Source organism: uncultured Clostridium sp., assembly GCF_910588715.1.
Classification (GTDB): Bacteria; Bacillota; Clostridia; order Clostridiales; family Clostridiaceae; genus Clostridium.
Genome location: NZ_CAJURG010000012.1, coordinates 1 through 23,388, shown reverse-complemented (window position 1 = coordinate 23,388; position 23,388 = coordinate 1). Strand labels below are relative to the sequence as shown.

24 protein-coding genes are annotated in these 23,388 nt (G+C 25.2%); all 24 read left to right on the top strand.

Going from position 1 to position 23,388, the window contains the following annotated elements:
- The first annotated feature begins 6 nt into the window (after positions 1–6).
- A complete protein-coding gene (locus tag QZ321_RS11475; RefSeq protein WP_294196904.1) occupies positions 7–822 on the top strand; it encodes a class C sortase in 816 nt (271 codons plus the stop codon).
- Complete coding sequence (locus QZ321_RS11470) at positions 803–1,534, top strand: hypothetical protein (protein WP_294196903.1); 732 nt, start codon at positions 803–805, stop codon at positions 1,532–1,534. The genes QZ321_RS11475 and QZ321_RS11470 overlap by 20 nt, the downstream gene beginning before the upstream one ends.
- A gap of 2 nt (positions 1,535–1,536) precedes the next feature.
- Positions 1,537–2,268 carry a class B sortase gene (locus QZ321_RS11465; RefSeq protein ID WP_294196902.1) on the top strand — a complete coding sequence of 244 codons (732 nt, stop codon included), beginning with the start codon at positions 1,537–1,539 and terminating at the stop codon, positions 2,266–2,268.
- A gap of 536 nt (positions 2,269–2,804) precedes the next feature.
- Positions 2,805–3,182 carry a hypothetical protein gene (locus QZ321_RS11460; RefSeq protein WP_294196900.1) on the top strand — a complete coding sequence of 126 codons (378 nt, stop codon included), beginning with the start codon at positions 2,805–2,807 and terminating at the stop codon, positions 3,180–3,182.
- Positions 3,183–3,351: 169 nt separating this feature from the next.
- Positions 3,352–3,534 (top strand): hypothetical protein, encoded by a 183-nt coding sequence (locus QZ321_RS11455; RefSeq protein ID WP_294196898.1) that lies wholly within the window; start codon positions 3,352–3,354, stop codon positions 3,532–3,534.
- 21 nt (positions 3,535–3,555) lie between these two features.
- On the top strand, positions 3,556–3,831 hold the full coding sequence (locus QZ321_RS11450) for a hypothetical protein (protein ID WP_294196897.1): 276 nt from the start codon (positions 3,556–3,558) through the stop codon (positions 3,829–3,831).
- A gap of 11 nt (positions 3,832–3,842) precedes the next feature.
- On the top strand, positions 3,843–4,079 hold the full coding sequence (locus tag QZ321_RS11445; protein WP_294196893.1) for a hypothetical protein: 237 nt from the start codon (positions 3,843–3,845) through the stop codon (positions 4,077–4,079).
- Between the two features lie 46 nt (positions 4,080–4,125).
- Positions 4,126–6,348, top strand: coding sequence for a VirD4-like conjugal transfer protein, CD1115 family (locus QZ321_RS11440; protein WP_294196889.1), 2,223 nt, complete (start codon positions 4,126–4,128; stop codon positions 6,346–6,348).
- A 12-nt stretch (positions 6,349–6,360) separates the two neighbouring features.
- Positions 6,361–8,919 carry a pLS20_p028 family conjugation system transmembrane protein gene (locus tag QZ321_RS11435; RefSeq protein WP_294196887.1) on the top strand — a complete coding sequence of 853 codons (2,559 nt, stop codon included), beginning with the start codon at positions 6,361–6,363 and terminating at the stop codon, positions 8,917–8,919.
- A 14-nt stretch (positions 8,920–8,933) separates the two neighbouring features.
- Positions 8,934–9,203 carry a DUF5592 family protein gene (locus QZ321_RS11430; RefSeq protein ID WP_294196886.1) on the top strand — a complete coding sequence of 90 codons (270 nt, stop codon included), beginning with the start codon at positions 8,934–8,936 and terminating at the stop codon, positions 9,201–9,203.
- Positions 9,204–9,244: 41 nt separating this feature from the next.
- Positions 9,245–9,907 carry a hypothetical protein gene (locus QZ321_RS11425; protein ID WP_294196884.1) on the top strand — a complete coding sequence of 221 codons (663 nt, stop codon included), beginning with the start codon at positions 9,245–9,247 and terminating at the stop codon, positions 9,905–9,907.
- 63 nt (positions 9,908–9,970) lie between these two features.
- The gene (locus QZ321_RS11420) at positions 9,971–11,866 is read left to right on the top strand and encodes an ATP-binding protein (RefSeq protein WP_294196883.1); all 1,896 of its coding nucleotides are present in this window, start codon (positions 9,971–9,973) and stop codon (positions 11,864–11,866) included.
- Between the two features lies 1 nt (position 11,867).
- The gene (locus QZ321_RS11415; RefSeq protein WP_294196881.1) at positions 11,868–12,557 is read left to right on the top strand and encodes a hypothetical protein; all 690 of its coding nucleotides are present in this window, start codon (positions 11,868–11,870) and stop codon (positions 12,555–12,557) included.
- Between the two features lie 20 nt (positions 12,558–12,577).
- Positions 12,578–13,738 (top strand): bifunctional lysozyme/C40 family peptidase, encoded by a 1,161-nt coding sequence (locus QZ321_RS11410; protein WP_294196879.1) that lies wholly within the window; start codon positions 12,578–12,580, stop codon positions 13,736–13,738.
- Positions 13,739–13,757: 19 nt separating this feature from the next.
- Positions 13,758–14,114: a hypothetical protein gene (locus tag QZ321_RS11405; protein WP_294196876.1), complete on the top strand. Its 357-nt coding sequence runs from the start codon at positions 13,758–13,760 to the stop codon at positions 14,112–14,114.
- Between the two features lie 24 nt (positions 14,115–14,138).
- A complete protein-coding gene (locus tag QZ321_RS11400) occupies positions 14,139–14,957 on the top strand; it encodes a hypothetical protein (RefSeq protein ID WP_294196875.1) in 819 nt (272 codons plus the stop codon).
- A 300-nt stretch (positions 14,958–15,257) separates the two neighbouring features.
- Positions 15,258–15,665, top strand: coding sequence for a hypothetical protein (locus tag QZ321_RS11395; RefSeq protein WP_294196873.1), 408 nt, complete (start codon positions 15,258–15,260; stop codon positions 15,663–15,665).
- Positions 15,666–15,680: 15 nt separating this feature from the next.
- Positions 15,681–16,796: a MobP2 family relaxase gene (gene mobP2 / locus QZ321_RS11390; protein WP_294196871.1), complete on the top strand. Its 1,116-nt coding sequence runs from the start codon at positions 15,681–15,683 to the stop codon at positions 16,794–16,796.
- 6 nt (positions 16,797–16,802) lie between these two features.
- Positions 16,803–17,009, top strand: a complete 207-nt coding sequence (locus QZ321_RS11385) for a hypothetical protein (RefSeq protein WP_294196869.1) — start codon at positions 16,803–16,805, stop codon at positions 17,007–17,009.
- Positions 17,010–17,066: 57 nt separating this feature from the next.
- On the top strand, positions 17,067–19,448 hold the full coding sequence (locus QZ321_RS11380) for an LPD25 domain-containing protein (protein WP_294196867.1): 2,382 nt from the start codon (positions 17,067–17,069) through the stop codon (positions 19,446–19,448).
- A gap of 18 nt (positions 19,449–19,466) precedes the next feature.
- Positions 19,467–19,988, top strand: coding sequence for a hypothetical protein (locus QZ321_RS11375; protein WP_294196866.1), 522 nt, complete (start codon positions 19,467–19,469; stop codon positions 19,986–19,988).
- Positions 19,989–20,004: 16 nt separating this feature from the next.
- Positions 20,005–20,385, top strand: coding sequence for a hypothetical protein (locus tag QZ321_RS11370; protein WP_294196864.1), 381 nt, complete (start codon positions 20,005–20,007; stop codon positions 20,383–20,385).
- A 461-nt stretch (positions 20,386–20,846) separates the two neighbouring features.
- The gene (locus QZ321_RS11365) at positions 20,847–22,661 is read left to right on the top strand and encodes a hypothetical protein (protein WP_294196862.1); all 1,815 of its coding nucleotides are present in this window, start codon (positions 20,847–20,849) and stop codon (positions 22,659–22,661) included.
- Between the two features lie 582 nt (positions 22,662–23,243).
- On the top strand, positions 23,244–23,388 hold a 145-nt coding region (locus tag QZ321_RS11360), incomplete at its 3' end, for a PD-(D/E)XK nuclease family transposase (RefSeq protein ID WP_294196940.1).

Genomic DNA, 23,388 nt, shown 5'->3' with positions numbered 1-23,388 from the left:
TAAATTATGGGGAAGAATAATATATTAAAAAAATTAAGTTTTGTAATTGGATTAATATTATGTTCTTACCCCTTGGTAAGTGGGATTGTTCAACAACAGGCTCAAAAAGGAACTGTTGCTACATATCAGCAGATGATAGATAATTCATCTAATTCTTCAATAGAAGAATCGTTATCAAGGGCTAAGGAGTATAATAAGATTTTATTTGAATCTTTGACAAAGCTTAGTAGTGATAAGATAGACATTTTAAGTGAAGAAAATTACAACTCGATTCTTAATGTTGGAAATGGAGTAATGGGAAGTATAGAAATACCTTGTATAAATGTTAATTTACCAATATACCATGGCACAAGTGATGAAGTATTGTCTGTTGGTGTAGGACACCTTAATGGAAGCAGTTTACCTATAGGTGGTACTAATAATAAAAGCATATTAACTGCACATAGAGGACTACCTAGTTCAAAGTTATTTACAAGATTGGATGAATTAGTTGAAGGGGATTTATTTTTTATAAGAGTTTTAGATCAAACTTTAGCTTATAAAATAAATAGTATAGAAGTAATTGAGCCAGAAGATGTTTCAGGATTGGAAATAGAAGCAGGAAAAGATTTAGTTTCTCTTATAACTTGTACTCCATATGGAATAAATACACATAGGCTTGTAGTAACGGGAGAAAGAACAGAATATGAGGTAGAAACTTATAAAAATATAAAGAGTAAAAATATGTCCATTAGAGAGTGTGTATTTTTAATAATCCCATTTATATTTATAGGAATTATTGTTGGAAGGAGGGTAATTATTCGTGTTAGGAAAAAATATTAAAGTATTTTTAACAACATTAGCGTTATTAAGTATACCAGTTTGTGCTATAGCAACACCAAGAGCAATAATAGCGGATTCTATTACGATAGATAAGGGTGATGGAAGTAGTGTAATTCCACCAAGTGAAGTTTTAACAGAAATACTTGATGAAAGTAGCAAGGATTCTTTAAAAGATAAGGGAAGTATAACTATAAAATTAGCAGATTTAAAAAATAATAAAAGCAAAAAAGACGTTGAATTCTCAATTTCAAAGATAGCAGATATAGTAGATGGAGAATATAAAGTAAAAGAAATTTATAAAAATGTACAAATTGATTTAAATAATATAAATACTGCTAATGACTTAGAAATGGCGGCAGAATTATTTAAAGATGTGGCACAAACAGATAACATAATGAAAACAGATAGTAATGGACAATGTAGCATAGATAATTTGGAAATAGGAGTATATTTAGTTAAAGCTAAAAATATAGCGAATTACGATAATATAACACCTTTTATAGTTTCAATTCCAGCATGGAGTGATACTAATAAAACTATGTCTTATGATTTGGAAGTAATACCAAAACATACAGAAATAACTGAAAAGGGAAAATCTAAAGTCCCAGCAACAGGATATAACGATAAGGTTATGATGAATGTAGCAGTAGGTAGCATTTGTTTAGTTGGAAGTGTTTTCTTATTTTTAAATGTTAAAAGGGAAAGGCAATAACCATGAAAAAAATCGTAGCAAGTATATTATTAATTTTGAGTGTATTTTTTTTTATTAATGGGATAAAAGAAGCTAAATATTTAATTCAAAATAAATTAAAAAATCAAAGCATTAGGGAGATAGCAACAAGTAATGCTGATGATCCATTTTCAAGAGTAATAGATTTTACAAAATTAAGAGCTATAAATGAAGATATTAAGGCTTGGATATATATTCCTGAAACTAATATAGATTATCCAATATTAGTTGGAGATGAAAATGAAGAATATATTAATAAAAATTTAGATAAAGAATATACGCCTTTGGGTTCTATTTTTAGTTACAGTAATACAAATTTTACAAGGGGCAACACTTTTATATTTGGACATAACATGGCAAATGGACAAATGTTTGGTGAATTGAAAAAATATATAAATTCAGATTTTCTAAATAAAAACAAATATTTTTATATCTATACGGAAAGGAAAATATTAAAATGTGAGATATTTTCAAGCTTTATAGCAGACGAAAATGATGATATATTTGGCAATGAATATGAATTAGGCACAGCAGATTATCTTTCCTTGCTTTCAAAAATAATAGATAGAAATAATTATTGTGATAGTAATTTAGATAAGCCAATAATCGAATATTCAACAACTCAAATTTTTAATCTTGTTACATGTCAGGGTAATGCAGGAACTTCTAATAGATTAGTTGTAAGTGGATTAGTTATAGAAGAAAAAATAAAATAAAAAAGGTGTTCCCTGGGAACACCTTTTTATAAGCAATTTTAAGGGTATAGGTTCGATGCCTATATATTTAATAGTAGCTTAAATATATTAAGAAAATCAGAGAAATGTATTCCCGACTTAGTAAATACTATGATGGATAAGGGTAATTGGACTCACCCACAACGTATAAGGGTTGCCTATTAGGTGGAAACTTAAATATCAAACTACGTTAAAAGAATCCTCGCACCCTTGTGGTCGAGGTAGTTCAAGTTAACTGCAATTATAATGCTATTTGTTATATTAAGTTGTGTAATTGTAGGTTCGAGAAGTGAAAAAGAGTATAGAAACAATAAACGAATATATTAGTAAAATCAATAAGGTGTCCTTGGGGGACACCTTTTAATTAGGGTTTATGATAATATCACTTTTGAATAAGTTAACTAAAGTAATTATTTTATGATTATTTTAGTTAATTTAATTTGATAATTTTATAGTACGATAGATAAATTTTAAAAAGGTGTTCCCAGGGAACATCTTTTTTTATGGAGGTTTTTAGAATGGAAAATGAAATTAATATAGGAGTAAGAATTACAAGAGAAACATTAATACAAATGCAAGAATATATAGTAGAAAAGGGATTACATAAATACTCAATAAAGCCCTCTCAACTAGGGATATTTATATTAAAAGAATGGTTAGAAAATCCAATTTTAAATAAAAACCAAATGATATTTGGTAGAGTTCCAAATGAACCAAGAACACATAGAATAACAGTAAAATTAAAAGAAGATGAAAATATCAAATTATATGAAATATATGTTAGAGAGTATATAAGAGAGTGTAATTCTGTAAATATGCTTATAAATAATGTTATATTGCAGTTTTTAAAATACAATAGAGAATTAAAGACATTACCAAATGCAATATTAACTTAAATACTATAGCTAAATAAGCAATAGTGTTTAAGTTGATATGAAATGCGGTAGCAACTTAAAGTGTTCTCCAAAGACACTTTTTAAATTAAAACCTAGTTTGTATAGAAAAGGTGTTCCCGAAGGACACCTTTTTAATATATATAATTTTTAGTGAAAGGGGGTGAAAAAGATGGCTGAAAAGTTAGATAAGGAAATAAAAGAAATAGCAGCAGCTATAATTGAAGCCAATGGCAAAGGATATGATGAATGGCTTAATGAAGAACATAAAAAGGTTATATTTAATAATTCTAAATTATTAAAAGAAGTATTAATGCTGAAAAAACAATCGCAAGAAGCAAAGAAAGAAAAATAAAAGAAATGAGTGAAGATCTTATTGGAAATTAAGGTACGAGGAATTTCACAGGCAGTAGTTTTAAGTATTGATGAAAAAGCCAAAAAATTAGGGTATAAAAGTAGAAATGACTTTTTAAAAGAATATTTAGAAAGAGAGTTTCTATTATTAGATCAATTAAAAGAACATGATAGTAACTATAACATATTATTTGAAAAAGTTTTGAAACAACTAGAGTATAATACTTTAGTTTTAAGTGAATTTTGTAATACAAATTTAATTAACTTAGAAGATACAATAAAAAAACAACAATTATAGGAGTGATAAAAATGGACGTTATACAACAATTAGCTAATATGGGGAATGAAGCCATAAGTTGGATGCAGATTTTAGGTGTAGTAGCTGCGGGATTAGCATTTGGTGTTGGTGGATTCCAACAAATATTAGGGGGAGCAGAAGGATTAAGAAAAGCTAAACCATGGTATATTGGTTCTGCGGTTGGTCTTATATTTATACTTGGAGCTTCTGCTATAGCTTCATTTTTAAAAATGAAAATAACATTTTAATAAATTTATGGAGAAGCTTTAGGCTTCTCCTTAAAAGGGGAATTGTATGAAATTTATAGAAGATTTAAAAGAAGAACTTCAAACTTTATTAGATGAAAAAGAAGCTAATAAGGAAATGAAATTAATTAGAAAAATTGCTGATAAAAAAATCCTTTCAACAGCAATAATAATATTATTTATTTTAATAACCTTATTTGTTAATTTTATATCAAACTCACTAGATGGATTATTTCTATTATCTACAGGGATGGAGAAAAAAATTAATTTGATTTGGAATATACTCATGCCGAATTTATCCTATCCTTTACTTTACTTATTAGCATATATTTTAGCTGGAGCAGTTTTATTTAAATTAGTATTTAATATAAAAGCTTCTTTTAAGGATATACGGGAAGGTCAAAAAGGAAATAGTAGATTTGCAACTCAAAGTGAAATAAGAGAACAATATAAATCTGTTCCAGAATTAGAAAGTGAAATGGAACAAATATGTGGAGGATATGAAGGGCGTGGAGGTGTTATTGTAAGTAGAGAAAAAGACAAGATATTTTTAGATGATAGTCCAACTAATAACTTAATTATAGGAACAACTAGAAGTGGTAAGGGAGAGTTATTTATATTTCCGACAATAGATTTATATTCAAGAGCTTCCATAAAATCTTCACTTATTTTAAACGATCCTAAGGGCGAACTATATAGTGCCTCAAAAGAAACATTAGAAAAAAGGGGATATAGAGTTGAAGTATTAAATCTATTAAAACCAATGAATTCTATGAGCTATAACCCATTACAATTAATAATAGATGCTTATAGAGAAAAAGATTATAGTACAGCACAAAGCTTAGTTAAAACATTAACTTATACATTATATTATAAGCCAGGTTCTAAAGATCCATTTTGGCAAACATCCGCTATGAGCTTAGTTAATGCTTTAATTTTAGCAGTCTGTGATGAATGTATTAAAAGTGGAGATTTACATAAAATAACACTTTATACAGTAGCTAATATGTTATCCGAGTTAGGTTCTAAAGAAGATGTAACAGGAAAAAATGAACTAGATAATTATTTTGAAAGGTTAGACAGTTTGTCAGTTGCTAAAATGCAGTATGCTACTTCAAATTTTTCTAAGGGATCAACTAGGGGAGGTATATTTGCAACTGCAATGTCAGAGCTTCAAATATTTACTATGGATGAAATAGCAAAGTTAACATCAAAAAATTCAATAAATTTAAAAGATATAGGTTTTAAAAATGCAGATGATAATAAACCAATAGCACTCTTTATGGTGACACCTGATTATGATTGTTCTAATCATGTTATATCTAGTATTTTTGTAAGGCAATTATACTATGTTTTAGCAAAAGAAGCATCACTAAAAATTGGGGGGAAATGTGATAGAGAAGTAATATTTTTATTAGATGAATTTGGTAACATGCCTTCAATAGAAGGTATGGCTAATATTGTAACTGTTTGTTTAGGAAGAAATATAAGATTTAATTTAGTTATACAAGCTATATCCCAATTAAAAAAATTATATGGTGATGATTATAAAACAATACTGGGTAATTGTTCAAATAAATTTTATATATTTACAAATGAAGTTGAAACAGCAGAAGAGTTTTGCAAAATTTTAGGAGATAAAACTATTATTACTTATTCTCGAAGTGGGGAAATTTTAGATACTACTAAACACCAAACAGAAAGTGTGGATGCAAGAAAATTATTAACTGTTGATGAACTAATGCACCTTGAGGAAGGGGAGATAGTTCTTGCTAGAGGTACGAAAAGAAGCGATTTAAATGGTAATAAAATCAGACCATTTCCAATTTTTAATACTGGAGAAAATAAACTTAAATATAGATATGAATACTTAAAGGATTATTTCGACACTTCAAAAAATTTAATAAATGAAAAAGTTGATACATTGCATAGCAATGTAAATTTAAAAGATTTACTATTAAATCAAAATGAAAATAAAGAAAAAATATTAGAAAGTATTGAAACAAAAGAAATTGAGGAAATAGAAATAAAGGTAGATAATTCAATAGTTAAAGAAGAAAATGAAATATTAATAAATGAAATATTTACTATAGATGAATTTTATAGCATTAATAAAATGATTGAGGCTACTCCAACAGATGGAGGAAAAATTAAATTAGACATGAAATGGTCAGATGTAGAAAATATTTTAAAACAATATGATAAAAAGTATTTTGGGAAATATATAACTCTTGGAGAAGATAGGATTAAAATGTTAAATGATAAGTGTTAGTGAGGTTCGAGAATGGAAATATTGGAAAAATTAATGGAACACAATATTCTTGAAATGGCTAATATAATTAGCACTTGTATTAGATGGATAATGTGGAGAGTAGTAACAACATTAGCATTGTTAGTAAACGGAATAGAAAAATCTATAACTAAAATTTATAATATAAATGGATTTTTTGATTCTCCAGAAGTAACTATGTTAATAGATAAATACAAACCTTTGATTTGGGTTATCCTTGGAATATCAATAGCGGCGTTAGGGTTTAAAATAATGTTTAATAGGAAACAAAATAGAGATGAATTACCAGCGAATATTTTATTTTCTATTCTTATGTTAGTCTTATTACCAACTTTAATGACTAAGTTAGATAGTATAACAAGTATAGCAGTTAAAGATGTTGCTAGTGAATATACAAGTTCAGCAAATGAATTAATAAAAAATAACATATATGATCTATATTATTTAGATGCTAATAATTACGATTTGAGTAAAAAAAATAATATAAATTCTGCTGAAATATTATCTGTTAATGAAAGTGAAACTATAGATTTAGAAGAAGTAAATAATAAAGGTGTTCTAGGAAAGAAAATTGAATTTGACAAAAATGGTAATAAGAAATTAGAAGATTTAGAATCGGGTTGGTTCAAAATAGATGAAGAATATTATAGATATGGAATAGATTTTTTAACAATAATAGTAACACTAGGAGCTATGGGTATAACTCTTATGTGTGTTGGATTAAAAGTTGCAAGATTGATATTTGAATTAGCATTTAATAAACTACTTGCAACATTTTTTGCATTTGCAGATATTGGAGATGGAAAGAAATTAAAAGAAATAATAAAGCATATCTTCTCAATTTTTATAGTTATATTTGCAACGGCTATAATGACGAAATTGTATGTAATATTTAGTTCTTGGTTAGGAACAAGTTTAGGAAATGCTGGATTGAGTGCGAATGGTATCGCCAAAATGATTGTATTAGTTGGTGGAAGCATAGCAGTTATAGATGGTCCTAATATAATAGAAAGAATAATAGGAATAGATGCAGGACTTAAAAATGGATGGTCAGCAGTTATAGCAGGGTATGGATTAGGTAAGGGAGCTATTAATGGTATAAGTACATTATCGAATGGAGTTAAGAATTTAGTAAAAACTACCGCAGTAGGAGTTAGCATGGGTGCTGGAGCGGTAAATGGTATATTTGATAAAAATAATATTAATGATAGCAATAAAGATACAAATGATAAAAATAATGATAATAATAATAATTTAAATAATAGTTTAGAAGAAGATATGAAAAATTCTAATAATACTGAAAATAAAAGTTCTAATAGTGATGATAATAAATCTAAGAATATTAAAGAAAATGATGAAATAAAAAATGTAAATATGAATACTATTGAAGAAGAAATGAAAGCTAATAAGAATTTAAATTCAAATAGTTTTAATGATAATAAAAATACCAATAGTATTGAAGATGAAATGAATGGAATTAATCATTCAAATAATGATAATAGTGTTTCAGATAATGATTCTAATGAGAGAATTAGTGATACTAATAATAATATTATTTATAGCAATGCTAATTCAAGAGAATTAAAGGATATTAATAAAAATAATGATAGAAGCAATAGTGGTAATATTCAGGAAGAAATGTATAGAAATCAAGCTTCAGTTAGTAAAATTGATGGAGATTCAATGATTAATCCAAATAACATAGATAATTTAAATAATGAAATGAATAAAGGTGATTTAAACAATCTAACATCAAAGGATATTATAAAGAGTGCAGTTAGCTTAGATAATTTTAATAATAAAGAAAGCTTAAATGATGAAATTACTAGAAATAATTCTAGTAATTTAAATTCAAGGGAAGCTTTAAAAGGTGAAAGTGTTAATAATAATAATGCTATTAAAGATGATCAAGTTAGCTTAGATAATTTTAATAATAAAGAAAGTCTAAGTGGTGAAATGAATAGAAACAATCCTAACAATTTAAATTCAAGAGAAGCTTTAAAAGATGAAAGTATTAATAGTAGTAATAGTTTTAGAAATGCTTCAGCTAATTTAGATAATTCTAATAGTAGAGAAAGCCTAAATAGTGAAATAAATAGAAATAACCCTAATAATTTAAACTCAAAAGAAAATTTCAAAAATGAAGGTATTATTAATGATGGAGTTAACGTAGATAATTCTAATAGTAGAGAGAGCCTAAATGGGGAAATGAAAAGTAATTTTAGTAATTTAGGTTCAAGTAATAGTTTTAAAGATGAAGGTGTTAATAATAGTGCAGATATTAGAAATAATGAATCAAGAAGTATAAAAAATGATAATGGTATGAGATATAAGGAGGGAGTTGAAAATATTCAATCTAAGGAAGTTCAAGGTAACTTAAATTTAGATGATAGAACAAAGAATAAGAATGTAGTAGGTAAAATGGAAAATAGAACAATTGGTGAATATACAAGAGATAAGGTTAAATCATCAAAATTTATAGATGATTTGGCAAGGTCTTATAATTTAGGGAAAAATACTGGTAGTAAGTGGAATGTTAAAAATAAAAAATAAAGTTGGGTGATAGTATGTATGTTTTACCAAAGGAAATTTCATCTTCAATGAAGTTTACTAAAAACTTATATTTATTTGATATTGTTTTTGTTGGGACTGTATTAATTATAGCATGGGCATTGAGTTCTCTTGTTTACAAGCCATTAGTTGTACCATATTATTTATTTATGTTTACTATATCAATTATTTTAACAAGTAAAAGTAGAATAAACCCAGAAAAGAGAAAATTTCAAAGCATATATTATGCTTTAATAAGAAATAGGAAAGCTTATGCTAGAGAATAGAAAAGTGTCCCCAAAGGACACTTTTTTAATTGGAGGTTTTTATGGCAGTAAAAAAATTTGAAGATATAAACATAAAGAAAGAAACTCAAAAAGAGAAGATAAAACTAACAAAAGAAGAAAAGAAAATAAAAAAAGAAGAAAAAAAATTAAAGAAAAAGGAAAATAAAGAATTAAAAAGAGAAAATAAAAAGGTTTTATTAACAACTAAAGAATTATTACCATTTAAAGATATAAATGATGATGATAATAGTATAATTACCAAAAATGGAGAAATAGATATTTTTCAGATTGATAGTAAAGACATATATTCACTAAATGAAATTGAAAGAAAAATGCACATATATAGTTTTGTATCATTTTTAAGGGGATATGTTTATGATTTTAAAATAATATCAATGAAATTTCCAGTAAATACTGTGAATCAGCAAAAGTATTTAGAAAAGAAACTAAAGGAGTGTAAAAATGATATTTATGCAAGTTTTTTAAAAGAGAAATTAGAGCAGTTAGTTTATCTTGAATCAAATAGACAAAATAGAGAATTTTATATAATGATATTTATCAAAGATAGTGATAATAAAGAAGAAGTTAGGGGATTATTACTTAGAAATCAAAATTTAGCTATAAAATTAAAATCTTTAGATACAGAAAAAAAGCTAAAAATATTATTTAAATTAAATAATCCAAATACAAAACTTATTAATTAAAGAGTAATTTAAAAGATACTAATTAATTTTAGTATCTTTTTATTTTAAAGGGGGGAATTTACAATGACGTTAAGAAAAAAAATAGAATATAATCCTTATCTTTTAACTACAATACAACCCGTAGGTGGTATCAGTTTCGCAGATAAAGCTATTATAAAAGGTGATGGATATGAAGCGTGTATAAGAATATATGAATTTAAAACACAGGTGAATGACTATTGGTTAGAAGATTTATTAAATTTTGAAGATGTAACAACTACAATAGATGTTTCAACGGAAAATCAAGATAGGATATTGGAAAAAATTAATAGATCAATTACTGAACAAATTACAAGAGTAGGAGATGCTCCAAGTAATATAGATAGAATTAAAGCTACATCAGAGATTAATAAGTTACAAGCATTAGTTGAGGATATTACGCAAAATGAAGAAATAGTAAAGCTTGTTACTATAAGATATTATGTATCAGCATTAACATTAGATGAATTAGATATAAAAATTAAGGAAATATTGATTAGATTACAAAACTTAGGCTATAGAGGAGCAGTCTGCATTAATGAACAAGAATATGAATGGCAATCATTATTTTCCTCAGCTACGGAACAGAGTTATTATCCTAATAAAAGAGTTGGAAAGCCATTACCTTCTATATTTTTAGGAGCAGGTTATCCATTCCATTTTACAGAACTAAACGATCCGACAGGAAAATACTTAGGTAGAACTTATACAGGTGGAAATGTACTTTTTGATATTTTTACTAGAAATGATTATAGAAAGTCATATAATGCGTTAGCAGTTGGACTAATGGGTTCGGGAAAATCTACTTTATTAAAAAGATTAATGACAGATAATGCAATAGTAAATAATATAATAAGAGTTTTGGACATTTCAGGAGAATTTAAAACTTTAGTGGAAGCTTTAGGTGGAAAAGTAATTGCACTTGATGGTACAGATGGAATTATCAATCCATTACAAATTTTCGCAACAGTTGTTGATGAAGAAACAAACGAAGTTTTAGAAGAACAAAGTTATATGCTTCATTTGAGTAAGGTTTCTATGTTATATCAGTTTATTTCTCCAAATGCAGAACAAGCAGAAATAAGAGAATTTGAGAGAATTTTAAGTGACTTTTACAGAAGCTATGGAATTGATAGAAAGAGAGCTACAACTTATGAAATTAGACAATATCCAATAATGGAAGAATTACTAGAATATATAAAACATGAACTTTACGAAAATATAGAAAAAGAAATTATAAAGAAAAATTTAACTCCAACTAAACAAGAGAGATTAGAGTTAATAATATTAAACATTGAAAGTATAGTAAGAGATTACGGTACACTATTTAATGGGTATTCTTCAATAAACAGTTTTGATAATGAACAGTTAGTAAGCTTTGAAGTTAAAAATTTAGTTCAATTTGATAAGAGAATTTTTAATGCACAAACTTTTAATATAATGACTTTATTGTGGAATAATGCTTTAACACATGGATTAAAAGTTAAAAAATTATATGATGATGGAAAGGTTAAATTTGAAGATATTATAAAGTATTTTCTTCTTATAGATGAATCACATAAGTTTATTAATTCAAATAATATAATGGCTGTTGATTATCTAATTTCTTTTGAAAGAGAAGCTAGAAAATATTTTGCAGGACTAATTTTTGCAACACAAAGCATTAGGGATGTAGTACCAGAAAACGCAGAAAGTGAAGCATTACAAAAGATAAAAACATTATTTGAGTTAACTCAATATAAATTTATTATGCAACAAGATAATAACTCAAAAGGAGCTTTACTAGATATTTTTGATGGACAATTAACTGAAAGTGAAATTGAAGGTATACCCTTTTTCAGAAAGGGAGAATGTATATTAGCTATAAATGGATTTAAGAATATAAAGTTTAGAATTGAAGTTACAAATAAAGAGTTAGATTTATTTAAGGGTGGTGCTTAATTTGAAAAAAATTAAACATTTAATAATAATTTCTTGTATATCATTAGGAGTTGTATCTACTATTTTTGTAGCAAAAGATTTAGCAAATGATATAAAAAATAAACAAGAACATAATAATATTAGTGTCGAAGAAAACAATATTTCTAATGAAAATAGTAATAAAGTTTATGATTTGGATAAAGAATTAGAGAATAACAAAGATGAATTTTCTAAAGATATTATAATAGAAAAAGGATTTAAAACTAGCATAACAAATGGAAATTCAGATGAAGAAATTAAGAAAAATAATTTCCTACTTGATACAAATAAATTTAGCTTAGATGAAAGAATTAAGGCTAAGAATGTAGCGGAAAATTTTGTACAAGCAATAGAAAGTTTTGATATTGAAAATATCAAGGAAACTGTAGATTTAGCTGTTAAATATTCAGCAGATGAATTAAAAGAAGAAGTAGAAGCATTGTATATGTATCTTGGGAAAAATCAGGATATTAAGAAAAAAACAATTGAAGAAGTAAAGTCTTATGAAGAAGAAAATAAATATGATAATGATTATATTTTGTTTGATGTTTATGTTAAATGGAATGTTATAGATCAATACGATCAAATCTGTAATTCGGGAAGAAGTTCTTATGAGGTTAAGTTATTAAAATTCAATAATAAATATAAAGTAGTTAGTTATAGAGTTATTTAAATTAAAAGTTGGTGGGGTTATTGGAAAAAGAGAAGCAGTTAATTAAAAGAGTAATTAAGATTTCATTATCAAGTGTAGGAGCAATAACTATTAGCTTTTTAATATTAGTAAGTGCTATAACTATGTATATTTTTAAAGCACAAGAATTTCAAAATGATGGCGGAGGAGGGCTTATTACTGATATTGGTGCATATGGTGTACCTACAGAATTTGTTCCTTATTTCAATGAAGCAGCAAGTATATTTAATGTTCCTAATTGGGTATTAGCAGCAGTTGCAAAACAAGAAAGTAACTTTAATCCTAATACATCTTATGGTGGAGCATATGGAATAATGCAAATACAAAAATACGATATTTTAACAGGAAAAGATTTATGGAAATATCTTATTGATATGGGATTAGGAGATGCTTATAAAGAAAGTGGATATGTATTTTCATCATCAGATGAAATGTGGAATATATATTTAAGCGATCCTAAAGCTCAAATTTTTGCGGGTGCATATGAAATGAGATATTATGCAAATTTTGTTTTGTATAAACAAAATAAAGTAGATAAATTAGACTACAATAATGATGAAAATATGAAGCTAGTTGGTTGGGAAAGAAGTGAAACAGATAAGGACTTTAAAGAAACTTTAAGAAGAATTTTTGCTTGTTACAATGGAGGTCCAAGTTATGGAATGAGTGTAGATTTAGATAAGGCACAAAATAATTATCCTAATAAGGTCTTTCAATATGCCATGGAATTTCGTAATGCAGGACTATTGGCAAGTGGTAATGAGATAATAGAAAAGGCAATTGAGGCAGGAATGAAATGGGTAGGAAAATCGCCTTATGTATGGGGTGGTGGAAGAACAGAAGCAGATGTTTTAGCTGGTCGTTTTGACTGTTCGTCTTTTATACATTATATGTATGCAAGTGCTGGAGTTCAACTTGGCGATAGAGCAAGTGTTGTAACATTTTCTCTTGTAAAGATGGGAAAAGCAGTAAACCCTAAGGATATGAAAAGGGGAGATATAATCTTCTTTGATACTTACACAATTAACGGTCATGTTGGAGTTTATTTAGGAAATGGACAGTTTATACATGATGGTAGTAGTACAGGTGTAAGTATAGGAAGTTTAAATAATCCATATTATCAGCAAACATTTAATAGGAAAGTTAGAAGGGTTGTAGAATAAAAATTTATGGGAGGTTACTATGAATAATTACTCAATTAACTTTATTTTTAATGAAGGTGATTTAACTTTTGAAACTAAAACAAATTATAAATTTAGTGCCAAAAGCAAATTGAAAGCTATAAAAGAAATAGAAAAAATAGAAGATAAATTAAGAAAATATTTAACTTCGTTTTATGATAAAGAATCAAAAACAATTAAAGGAATAATGGAAAAGAATAATTATTTTTCAGAAATAATTTTAAGTGATTATGCGTACAAAGGAAGTATTATAAGTGAAAAAGAATTTTACATATTAATAGATAACCTTTATGAAAAATATCTTAATTTAAATGCAATATTAAAATTTGAAGCAATATCATTTAAAGTAATATCTTAAATAAAAGGTGAGTGATCTTGGAATATGAATAAAGAAAGTATGCAAATTAAAGTAGATAATATAAATAAAAAATTAGAAAAAAATAAATCAATTCCATATTATTTTTTAGCTTCAATTTGTATAATTGGAGTTTTATTTTTTTTATCTTCAAATGTTATTTTTAATAAAGAAATGAGTTTGATGAGTACAGAAATTAATAAGGAATTAGTTTTAAATAGCGTAACTATTATGTTAAAAGATAGAGAATATAATTCTGAAAATGGATTAGTACAATTTACAGTTAAGGTTAAAAATAATAGTTTAACTGAGAAAGTAAATTTAGATTTTTCGATAAGAGAAAAAACAAATCCTACAGAAGTTATTCCAAGTAAAGTAACAAAAGTAACTAATAGTGACTATATAATAACTACAAATGTTAATAAGAATTGGAAGGCTTTATCATTAACGGTATTAGATAAAAATAATCAAGGGAGCATTAAATTATATTCAGATTCAAGGGATATAAATATTAACAATAGCTTAAAAGAAAAGGGAATTAATGAATATACAGTTGAAGTTATAGAAAATGAAATCAATGATATTCAAGCAGAAATAGAAAAAATAAATGAAATGATTTCTTCAAAAAACAATAGTATAAATTCATATGAGGAAAACATAACTACACTAGAAAAAGATAAAAAATATCAAACAGAAAGTGAGCTTGAAGCAACAGAAAATACAATAAGTTCTAATAAATCTAAGATTAATCAATTAGAAATTGAGATGAAAATTGAAGATAAAAGAGCTGATGAACTTAAAGAAAAGATTAAAAAATTAGAAGAAAAGAAGAAAAATTATGAGTAAAGTTAATGTAGAAACATAATTATTTTTTTTTATTTTGTACGGATGTCGTACGGATTATGTACGGCGACTTAACGGTTTTGGAAAAAATTTTGTCCCCATGTAAACGCTAGGCTTTGCCTAGCTCCCCAATTATTTTGGGGACAGTTTTCCCTTATGCTCTTATTAAATATCTTCATATGTAATTTCCAATTAAGATATTTAATATTTCATTATAAAAATTTTGATTAAACTTTTTAAAGTTTATAGGTGAGCGAAAGCGAGGACAAAGTCCTTTTTGTTATAATTATAAGGAGAATATTTATGGGAAGATTACGAAAAGAATTTAGATTAAATCAACAATGTATAGATTATATAGAAGAGATCAGAGAAAAAAATAATTTTAAATTTGATAGAGAAGCGTTAGAGTTTATTATAAGAGAACATCAAAATAATTGTGATATGACTACAGATGTTATGATTAAGTTAATAGGAAAAGAGATTGCAGAACAATTAAAAGGTGAATTATTAGGTATTAAAAAAGCAAGTAATGAAACAGATAAAAACTCTCAAGTTATTATTGAACTTTTAAATGGATTCTTTGTAAAGTCTGGATATAATTTTTTAGCAACAACAGAAGAAGCTAAGTGCGAAGCTATAGATAATGCAATAGATGTAGTAGAAAAAAGAATTGCAACTAAAAGGGTATCTAAACTAGATAGAGAATATTAATGTAAGGATAAAAGTATGGTAGGAATAATTCATAAAGTCAGATGGATTAAAAGCAATAGTAAAAAATTTTCAACTTATATAGATTATATAGACAGAGAAGAAGCAGTTAGAAATTATAAATTTGATGACTTTTCATTATATAATGACTATATGGGCAATCCAAGTAAATCAGGCAATTTATTCACAGCAGATAAATATTTTTTGAATGAAAATGAAAAAAAAATATTAAAAAATTATTTTTCTATGGCACAAAAAAAAGAAGGTATAATGTGGCAAGATGTTTTTAGTTTTGATAATAATTGGCTAGAAAGTGAAGGACTATATGATAGAAAAACTGGAATTGTAAATGAGAAAAAAATAATTGAGGCAGTTAGAAGTTCAATGAACGAGTTGATTAAAAAAGAAGGATTAAATAATTTAATTTGGAGTGGATCTCTCCATTATAATACGGATAATATTCATGTTCATGTAGCAAGTGTAGAAATCAATCCAACCAGGGAAAGAGGAAAAAGAAAACCTAAAACTTTATATAATATGAAAAGTAAATTTGCAAATAATCTTATTGATAGAAGCAAAGAACAAAGACAAATAAATGATTTAATAAGAAAAAATATAATTGAAAGCAAAAAGAATTTTTCTTTTCATAATGATATTGAAATGAAAAGAATGGTTTTAGATATAATAGAAAAATTACCTAACGATAAAAAACAATGGCACTATAATTATAATTCTATAAATGATGCTAGACCTATTTTAGATGAATTAACAAAGTATTATATTGAGAATTATAAAAAGGAAGAATTAAATAAATTAGAGAATTTACTTGATAGAGAAGTAGAATACTTAAAAAAAATGTATGGTACAGGTGAAGAGTTTAGGTATAATAATTATAAAAAAAATAAGATAGATGATTTATATACAAGAATGGGAAATACACTTCTTAAAGAAATAAAAGATGTAGTTGAAAATGATAGTAGAAGTCTATTTAATAATAATAATAAATCTAAAATAGTATTATTAACAAAAAGGGAAATTAATAATTTAAAAAAGGCATTTGATAATGACTTTGAAAAAGTTAAAAATCAAATAGCTTATGAAAAATTACAAAGAGAAATAGAAATGGAAAGGTAGATGTTTATGTTTAATAATTTAGGAATAGTTAAAGAAGCTATAAGTAATAATGAACTGAAAGTATTAAGTATTAATAGAAAAGAAGAATTTATATTGAAAGCTTCAAATGAATATGTTTCATCAATAAAATCAGAATTAAATGACGAAGAAGGAGAAACTATTATAGTAGAATTTGATTTGAAAAATAAAATTATAAATGAAAATATATTTTAACACCAGGTAAAATCCTGGTGTTTTATTATTGATTTTTTTGGGGAGGATAATTTGAAAATGAAGAAATCATACAGTAAAAAATCAAAAGAAGATAAAGAAAAGGAAATTAATAATCTTTTAGAAAAAGCTAATATAGAAATAGAAAATTGTTTTACAAGTCCAGAGCAATTAAAAGAATTTGCTAGTTATATGGGAAAATTCTATAATTACTCTTTACGAAATACTATTTTAATTAAAAGGCAATTTAAAGGAGCATTAGCAGTTGGTTCATATGCTTTTTGGAAAGAAAAAGGCTATACAGTTAATAAAGGAGAAAAAGGAATTAAAATATTAGTTCCTACTAGATTAAGTGATTATTTTATTAATTTAAAAGGTGAAGAAGTTAAGATAAATAAAGCAAACTTAGATGAAAAAGCATTAATAGAGCAAGGGAAAATTGAAGTAAAAAAAGGCAAGTTAGTTTTCAACCAAGGATATGTTTTTGACATTAGTCAAACAAATGCTAAGGGAGAAGATTTACCAAAAATATTTCCAAACAAATGGCTAGATGGAGAAGTTAAAAATTATGATTTAATGTATAGTGCTATGAGAAATATAGCTAATAACATAGGAGTTAAAATTATTGAGCCTAAAAGTGAATTGGGAGTAGCAAAGGGAGTTAGTTATACATTAACAAAAGAAGTTGCTTTAAATCCTAGAAATACTCAATTACAAAATGTAAAAACATTATTACATGAGTTAACTCATGCAAAATTACATACTATTGAAAAAAGAAATAATTACAGTATAAATGAAAGAGAATTTCAAGCAGAATTAGTAGCATATACAGTATGCAATTATTTTGGATTAGATACAGCAGAATATTCTTTTAGATATATAAAACAATGGACTAAGAATACTGAATTAAATAATAAGGAAAAATTAATAAACGAAGTAAGAGAAACGGTAAAAGAATATATTGAAGTTATAGAAAAAACATTAATTAATGAAAATATAGTAGAAAAGGAAATAAGAGATGAGAAATTAAAAAAATTTTTAGGAAGAGATAGAGTTGTTATAAATGAAATTACTAGAGATAAGATGGAGAATATAATAAATAGAAATAATTCAACTATATTTTTAGAAAATGAACAAGAGTTAACTATAAAAAATGAAGTAGTAGCAATGAAAGGGAGAAATAATAAATATGTGGATGTATATTGGGGTACAGAATATAAATTAGAAAATCTTATATACATTGATGATAATAAAAATTTATATAAAATCAAAAAAATAGAAAATGATAAATCACAAGTTTTTAATAAATTAGAAGAACTTAAAATTGGTGAAGTTAGAATATTGATGAGTGAAAGTCCTGCATTTAAGGAAAATCAAATATTACATTTTATAAAAGCAAATGAAATTTTAGAGTATCAAGAAAAGAGAATTGAAAGATTAAAAAGAGAATATAACAAAGAAAATAAATACTATCCTTATGAAAAAGTAAAAGGAGAAGTTAAAATTTCAGATAAAGAAATTTTAAAATTTAGGTTTGATATAGGTGATGGGGAGTTTAGAAATTTAATACATTATTTAGAAAAACACTTCCCTACAAAATTTAGAGAAAGTGAATTTTTATATGAGCAATTAATAGATGAAAATAGGAAACTGCTTAGATTATCTGAAATAAAAATTAAAAATACAAGAGAAGTAGATGAGAATAATTATTTTAAAGAACCGTTTATTGCAATTAATATGGCTGAAGGGAATAAATTTAAAAAAGACGCAGTTATAGACTTTAGAGAAGCAAATAAAATATTCAAAAAAGAAGAAGAGAATGTAAAAAAACTTAAAGAAGAATATAGTGAGAAAGGAGAATATTATCCTAATTTTAAAGTAAGATTTGACCTTCATATTTCTCCAAATTGGTCAATTGATCTTAGGTATGATATAGGAGATGGTTTTGCAAAAGATTTAATTGATTTTTGCAACAAGGAACTTCGTAATAGTAAATTTCTTGAAAATATAAATGCTTTAAAAGCAAGTGAAATAGAAAAGGATAAATTAGATATGATAGACGAAAATAAAGAAAAGGAAATTAGGAAAAAAATAAGAGAGCATGAAGAGTGGATTAATACTAATGGATTAAAAGGAAAGCAACTTAATTTAGAAAATGAAAATTTAAGTGGAATGAAAATATTAAATGCAGATTTAAGAAATTCAAATTTAAAAAATGCAGATATAACAGAATGTATTATATTTGCAGATTTAAGGGGGGCAGATTTAAGGGGAGCTAAAATAAATAACACTAAATGGACAGGATCACAAATAGGAAAAATTACAATTGAAGCTAACAAATTAAACTTAATAAATTATCAGTTAGAACAAGAAGGTTGCAAACATATTGAGGCAATGAAAACTCTTAAAACTAATAAAAAAGAAAAAGAACTTGAAAGATAATATATTAGGATGGGAAAGATGGAACATATAAAAGATTTATTAAATTTTAATACTAATAAAAAATATAAAATAATAATAATAGTTTTAGTTATAATAATTATTTTTATGCAAACTGGTTTATCTATGACGAATAAAAAAATAAGAATTTTAAGTGAAAATACAAAAAAATTAAATGAGAAAATAAAAGATTATCAAACAGCATCTATTAATAATGAAGTTAATAATATAGATGATTTGATAACTTCTAAAACAGAAGAAAGAGAAGAAGTAGGAGAAGCTAAAAGTGATTTTTTAAATAAAAAAGATATATTAATAGATAAATTCAAAGAAATTGGGAGTTTAGAAAATAAAATTTATAATGAAAATATTATAGAAGGAAAAAAACATCTTATTTTTGAAAGTATTAATTTAGAAATGACTGATAATCAAATTACATCTGCTTTTAAAAATATTACATCTGAAGAGTTTAATATTGAAATTAAAGAGAATAAATTAGCTGAAAGTAAATTTTTTAAAATATATTTAATTGAAAAAAATTAAAATCTGTGGTGAGCCTATGACAAATTTAGGAGTAAAATTTTCTAAAGAAGATGTTTTTTCATTCAATAGTGAGATTAAAGAACTAATTAGTTTGCTGAATGGAACAACATTATATTGTAAAGATGAATTTAAATTAAAGCAAATTTCAAAGCAAATAATTAAATTAGAGCAGTTGTCTAATAAATTCGAGCCAACACTATATGATGAGTATTCATTAAAAGTTAAATATGCTTATAAAAAGATGATTAAATTAAAAGGAGAATATGAAAGAGTAATTAGAGAAAAATGTTTTAATGAAACTATTGAAGAATATAAAAACAATTATTATAATTCCTATAATGAATATATAAAACTTAAAGCATATAGAGATAAATTAAAGGAAGCACTAAGTAAATAAATTATATAAAGATTATATTAAAAGTATCATTTACTTATAAATTATTAAGCAAAAAAAGCAGTAAATTAATTTACTGCTTTTTTTGTTAAATTATATTGTTTTAATTCTAAAAATGTAATATAATTTAGTTAAAAGAAGAAATTCTTCTTTATATTTCAAGTTCAAACGATAAATTAAAATGTCGCCAAACATTTTAATTTATATAACTGAAACTGGTAGCAACAATACCAAGAAACAGAATGTTTAAACTTTAAATTCATTTTATGTTTATATAATAACATAAGGTGATATTTTGTGCAATATAAAAAACAAAGAAATTGACAGGAGGAAATAAAAAGTATTCCTGGGATATTATTCAAAAAGTTTTTAGTGTGCAACATAAGTTTTAATATACAACTCTTAGGTATTAACCTAAGAGTTTTTTTGTTTGTAATTAGTTTTTGAAAGGTAGGTGAAGAGTAATGGAAAAGGGTAATTTTATAGAACAGATGTTTATTTATAGAGCATTAAGAAAAATGGACAACAGTATGCAAAAATATGGTGGAATACATGAAGTTGTTCAAGGAAGTTTTTCTCAAAATAGGGCTGATAAAAAATATGAAACTCATATAGAAAAATTATTAGCATGGACTATAAAAAATAAAGATAAAAAAGAAATAAGCCATTTTTCATTACAAGGACACTTTACTTATTTATCTAAACAAAAAAGAAATATAAGAACTGAAGAACTTGATGATAGATATTATCCCTTTGTCCTTGAATTTGAATCATCTAATAAGGCTAAAGAAATTGATGTTTATTATGAAGTTGCTGAATACATACAACATTTATTAAAAGATTATAATATAGAAGAAAATGATATAGTTATTACTATAACTAATTCAAAATCAGTTTATGTATGGGTTAATCCTAAAACATTTGGATTAAAACCGTCAAAAAATGTACATAGAATATATACAGAAATGTATAAACAGTTTAAAGAAGAACTAGGCTTAAAATATGTAGATGAAAGTGTTGTTAACTCTAGTTATAGATTAATAAAAACACCAGGAAGTTTTTATAATGGGGGATTTGTTAATTATATTACACTTCAAGAACTGTTATATCTTATGACTGGAGAATTAAATAGAAGTGAATTAACTAAAAATCAAAGGGATATAAGAGAGCTATCTTTATCTGGAATAAAATCTTTAAAGCTTGTAGAATTATATGAAAAATCAAGAAAAAAGATTTCTAAATTAAAAAAAGAGAATAAAAAAGTTTTAGAGTTACCAGGAAATGAAAATAGAGAATGTGTAAGAGCATTACTTAATATGCCAATAGTTGAAAAAGGCAATAGAAATAATTTCTTAGTAACAATAGCATTAGGACTTCTTCAAGAAAATTATGGGGAAGATGAAATTCTTGCTATTTTAAAAGATAAAGCAATTGAATGGAAGCATGATGAAAGTTTAAATGCAGTTGTAGGAAAATATAAATCTTTAGTAAGAAATAAAACTAAATTTTCTTGCGATAAAGTAAAGATGTTATTTGAAGAAGAAGGATTAACCCTTAATTGTAATGTCTGTAAAAAGGCTATAAATAGTATATATATTGCTAGAAATATTATTGAAACTATTTATGAAAACAAGGGGGCAGTCCGTCATTATAAGGCTTATTTGGAATTGGAAAAAAATAATTATATTAATAGATACTTTGATTTATCTGAAACCAATATAAAAGAAACTACTTTAAAAGAATTAGCAAAAAAAGTGAATGGAAAAGTTGAAAAAAAAGATGGTTTTTTTAAATTAAATGTTAAGAGATTAAAACCCTTATACAAATTACCTTTAAGTTATATAGAAAATGCAGTTAATATCTTAGACCAAAAAATAGGTAAGGTATTAATGTTAATGGTTAAGGCATATAACAGCAATTCATATGGAGCATTTATTAGCTTAGGAATAGAGAAGATTTCTGAATATTTATGTTTTAAAAATGAAAGAAGTGTTTATAAATTCCTAAAGGAATTAGAAAACATAGGTTTTTTAACTAAAAATAAAAAAGGAATAACATTATATTATAAAAGTAGAAAAGTAATAGATTTAAATGAGGAAAGAAACAATAGAAAAGAGCAATTAAAAACTATAGAAGAACTAAAAGTAGTAAATGGAACACAATTAGAATTTGAATTTGAAAAAATAAAGATTAATACAAATAATCAAAATAAAAATTTTGAAATTTCTATTTTTAATAGAATCGAAAATAAAAGCCAAAACAAAGGCTCACCGCCTTAATGTAAAATATGATTAATATTCGTATTTTATAGCCATAATTCATTATGGCCATAAAATTTTATTTAAAAAATCCAGGATAAAAATAAATAAATTACGAATTAAAATACAAATTATTAGAATAAGTTTCGAGTTAAATATTTGGCCATATAAGGAGCTAAATATTTAACAGTAGTTTTATATTAAACATGTATATATAATGCTAAAAATAGCTTTAAAACAACTTGTATTAATTTTAAATAAGTATTATCCAATTTATTTTCCATAAAAAGTAATTTTGTCATATTGATGAAAAATTTTAATAATAAAAAGTGCTTTAAAGCATTGATTTTACTAGGGTTTACTCTTTTTTATTTTCCTCGTATTTATATATAATATCTTTATTCTTTTATCGGGATAGTGCTATCTTTAATTTATTTAGTCTTTAAAGATACTGTAGATATTATGTTTATTAGATTAGAAGTATTATTCATTTACGAGTATATTGTTTAAAAGCATATTAATTTGATACAGTATTTATTTAATTATTTTTCCTATAGTATAATTAAGATAAGATGTTTAATAGTATGGAAGGAGTTGAGATATTTGACTAGGCTAGAGATATTAAGTCCTAAGGTAGATTTTGTGTTCAAAAGGATATTTGGTAATGAAAATAATCCAAGGATATTAATTTCATTTTTAAATGCAGTAATAAAGCCACAAGACTTAATAAAATCGGTTCAAATAATGA

Bases quoted from the DNA above. Each gene is read 5' to 3' on its own strand.
- QZ321_RS11475 (WP_294196904.1), top strand. From the start codon at position 7: ATGGGGAAGAATAATATATTAAAAAAATTAAGTTTTGTAATTGGATTA.
- QZ321_RS11430 (WP_294196886.1), top strand. From the start codon at position 8,934: ATGTATGTTTTACCAAAGGAAATTTCATCTTCAATGAAGTTTACTAAA.
- QZ321_RS11465 (WP_294196902.1), top strand. From the start codon at position 1,537: ATGAAAAAAATCGTAGCAAGTATATTATTAATTTTGAGTGTATTTTTT.
- QZ321_RS11425 (WP_294196884.1), top strand. From the start codon at position 9,245: ATGGCAGTAAAAAAATTTGAAGATATAAACATAAAGAAAGAAACTCAA.
- QZ321_RS11385 (WP_294196869.1), top strand. From the start codon at position 16,803: ATGTTTAATAATTTAGGAATAGTTAAAGAAGCTATAAGTAATAATGAA.
- QZ321_RS11440 (WP_294196889.1), top strand. From the start codon at position 4,126: ATGAAATTTATAGAAGATTTAAAAGAAGAACTTCAAACTTTATTAGAT.
- QZ321_RS11365 (WP_294196862.1), top strand. From the start codon at position 20,847: ATGGAAAAGGGTAATTTTATAGAACAGATGTTTATTTATAGAGCATTA.
- QZ321_RS11400 (WP_294196875.1), top strand. From the start codon at position 14,139: ATGAATAAAGAAAGTATGCAAATTAAAGTAGATAATATAAATAAAAAA.
- QZ321_RS11445 (WP_294196893.1), top strand. From the start codon at position 3,843: ATGGACGTTATACAACAATTAGCTAATATGGGGAATGAAGCCATAAGT.
- QZ321_RS11455 (WP_294196898.1), top strand. From the start codon at position 3,352: ATGGCTGAAAAGTTAGATAAGGAAATAAAAGAAATAGCAGCAGCTATA.
- QZ321_RS11405 (WP_294196876.1), top strand. From the start codon at position 13,758: ATGAATAATTACTCAATTAACTTTATTTTTAATGAAGGTGATTTAACT.
- QZ321_RS11460 (WP_294196900.1), top strand. From the start codon at position 2,805: ATGGAAAATGAAATTAATATAGGAGTAAGAATTACAAGAGAAACATTA.
- QZ321_RS11395 (WP_294196873.1), top strand. From the start codon at position 15,258: ATGGGAAGATTACGAAAAGAATTTAGATTAAATCAACAATGTATAGAT.
- QZ321_RS11420 (WP_294196883.1), top strand. From the start codon at position 9,971: ATGACGTTAAGAAAAAAAATAGAATATAATCCTTATCTTTTAACTACA.
- QZ321_RS11375 (WP_294196866.1), top strand. From the start codon at position 19,467: ATGGAACATATAAAAGATTTATTAAATTTTAATACTAATAAAAAATAT.
- QZ321_RS11380 (WP_294196867.1), top strand. From the start codon at position 17,067: ATGAAGAAATCATACAGTAAAAAATCAAAAGAAGATAAAGAAAAGGAA.
- mobP2 (WP_294196871.1), top strand. From the start codon at position 15,681: ATGGTAGGAATAATTCATAAAGTCAGATGGATTAAAAGCAATAGTAAA.
- QZ321_RS11435 (WP_294196887.1), top strand. From the start codon at position 6,361: ATGGAAATATTGGAAAAATTAATGGAACACAATATTCTTGAAATGGCT.
- QZ321_RS11370 (WP_294196864.1), top strand. From the start codon at position 20,005: ATGACAAATTTAGGAGTAAAATTTTCTAAAGAAGATGTTTTTTCATTC.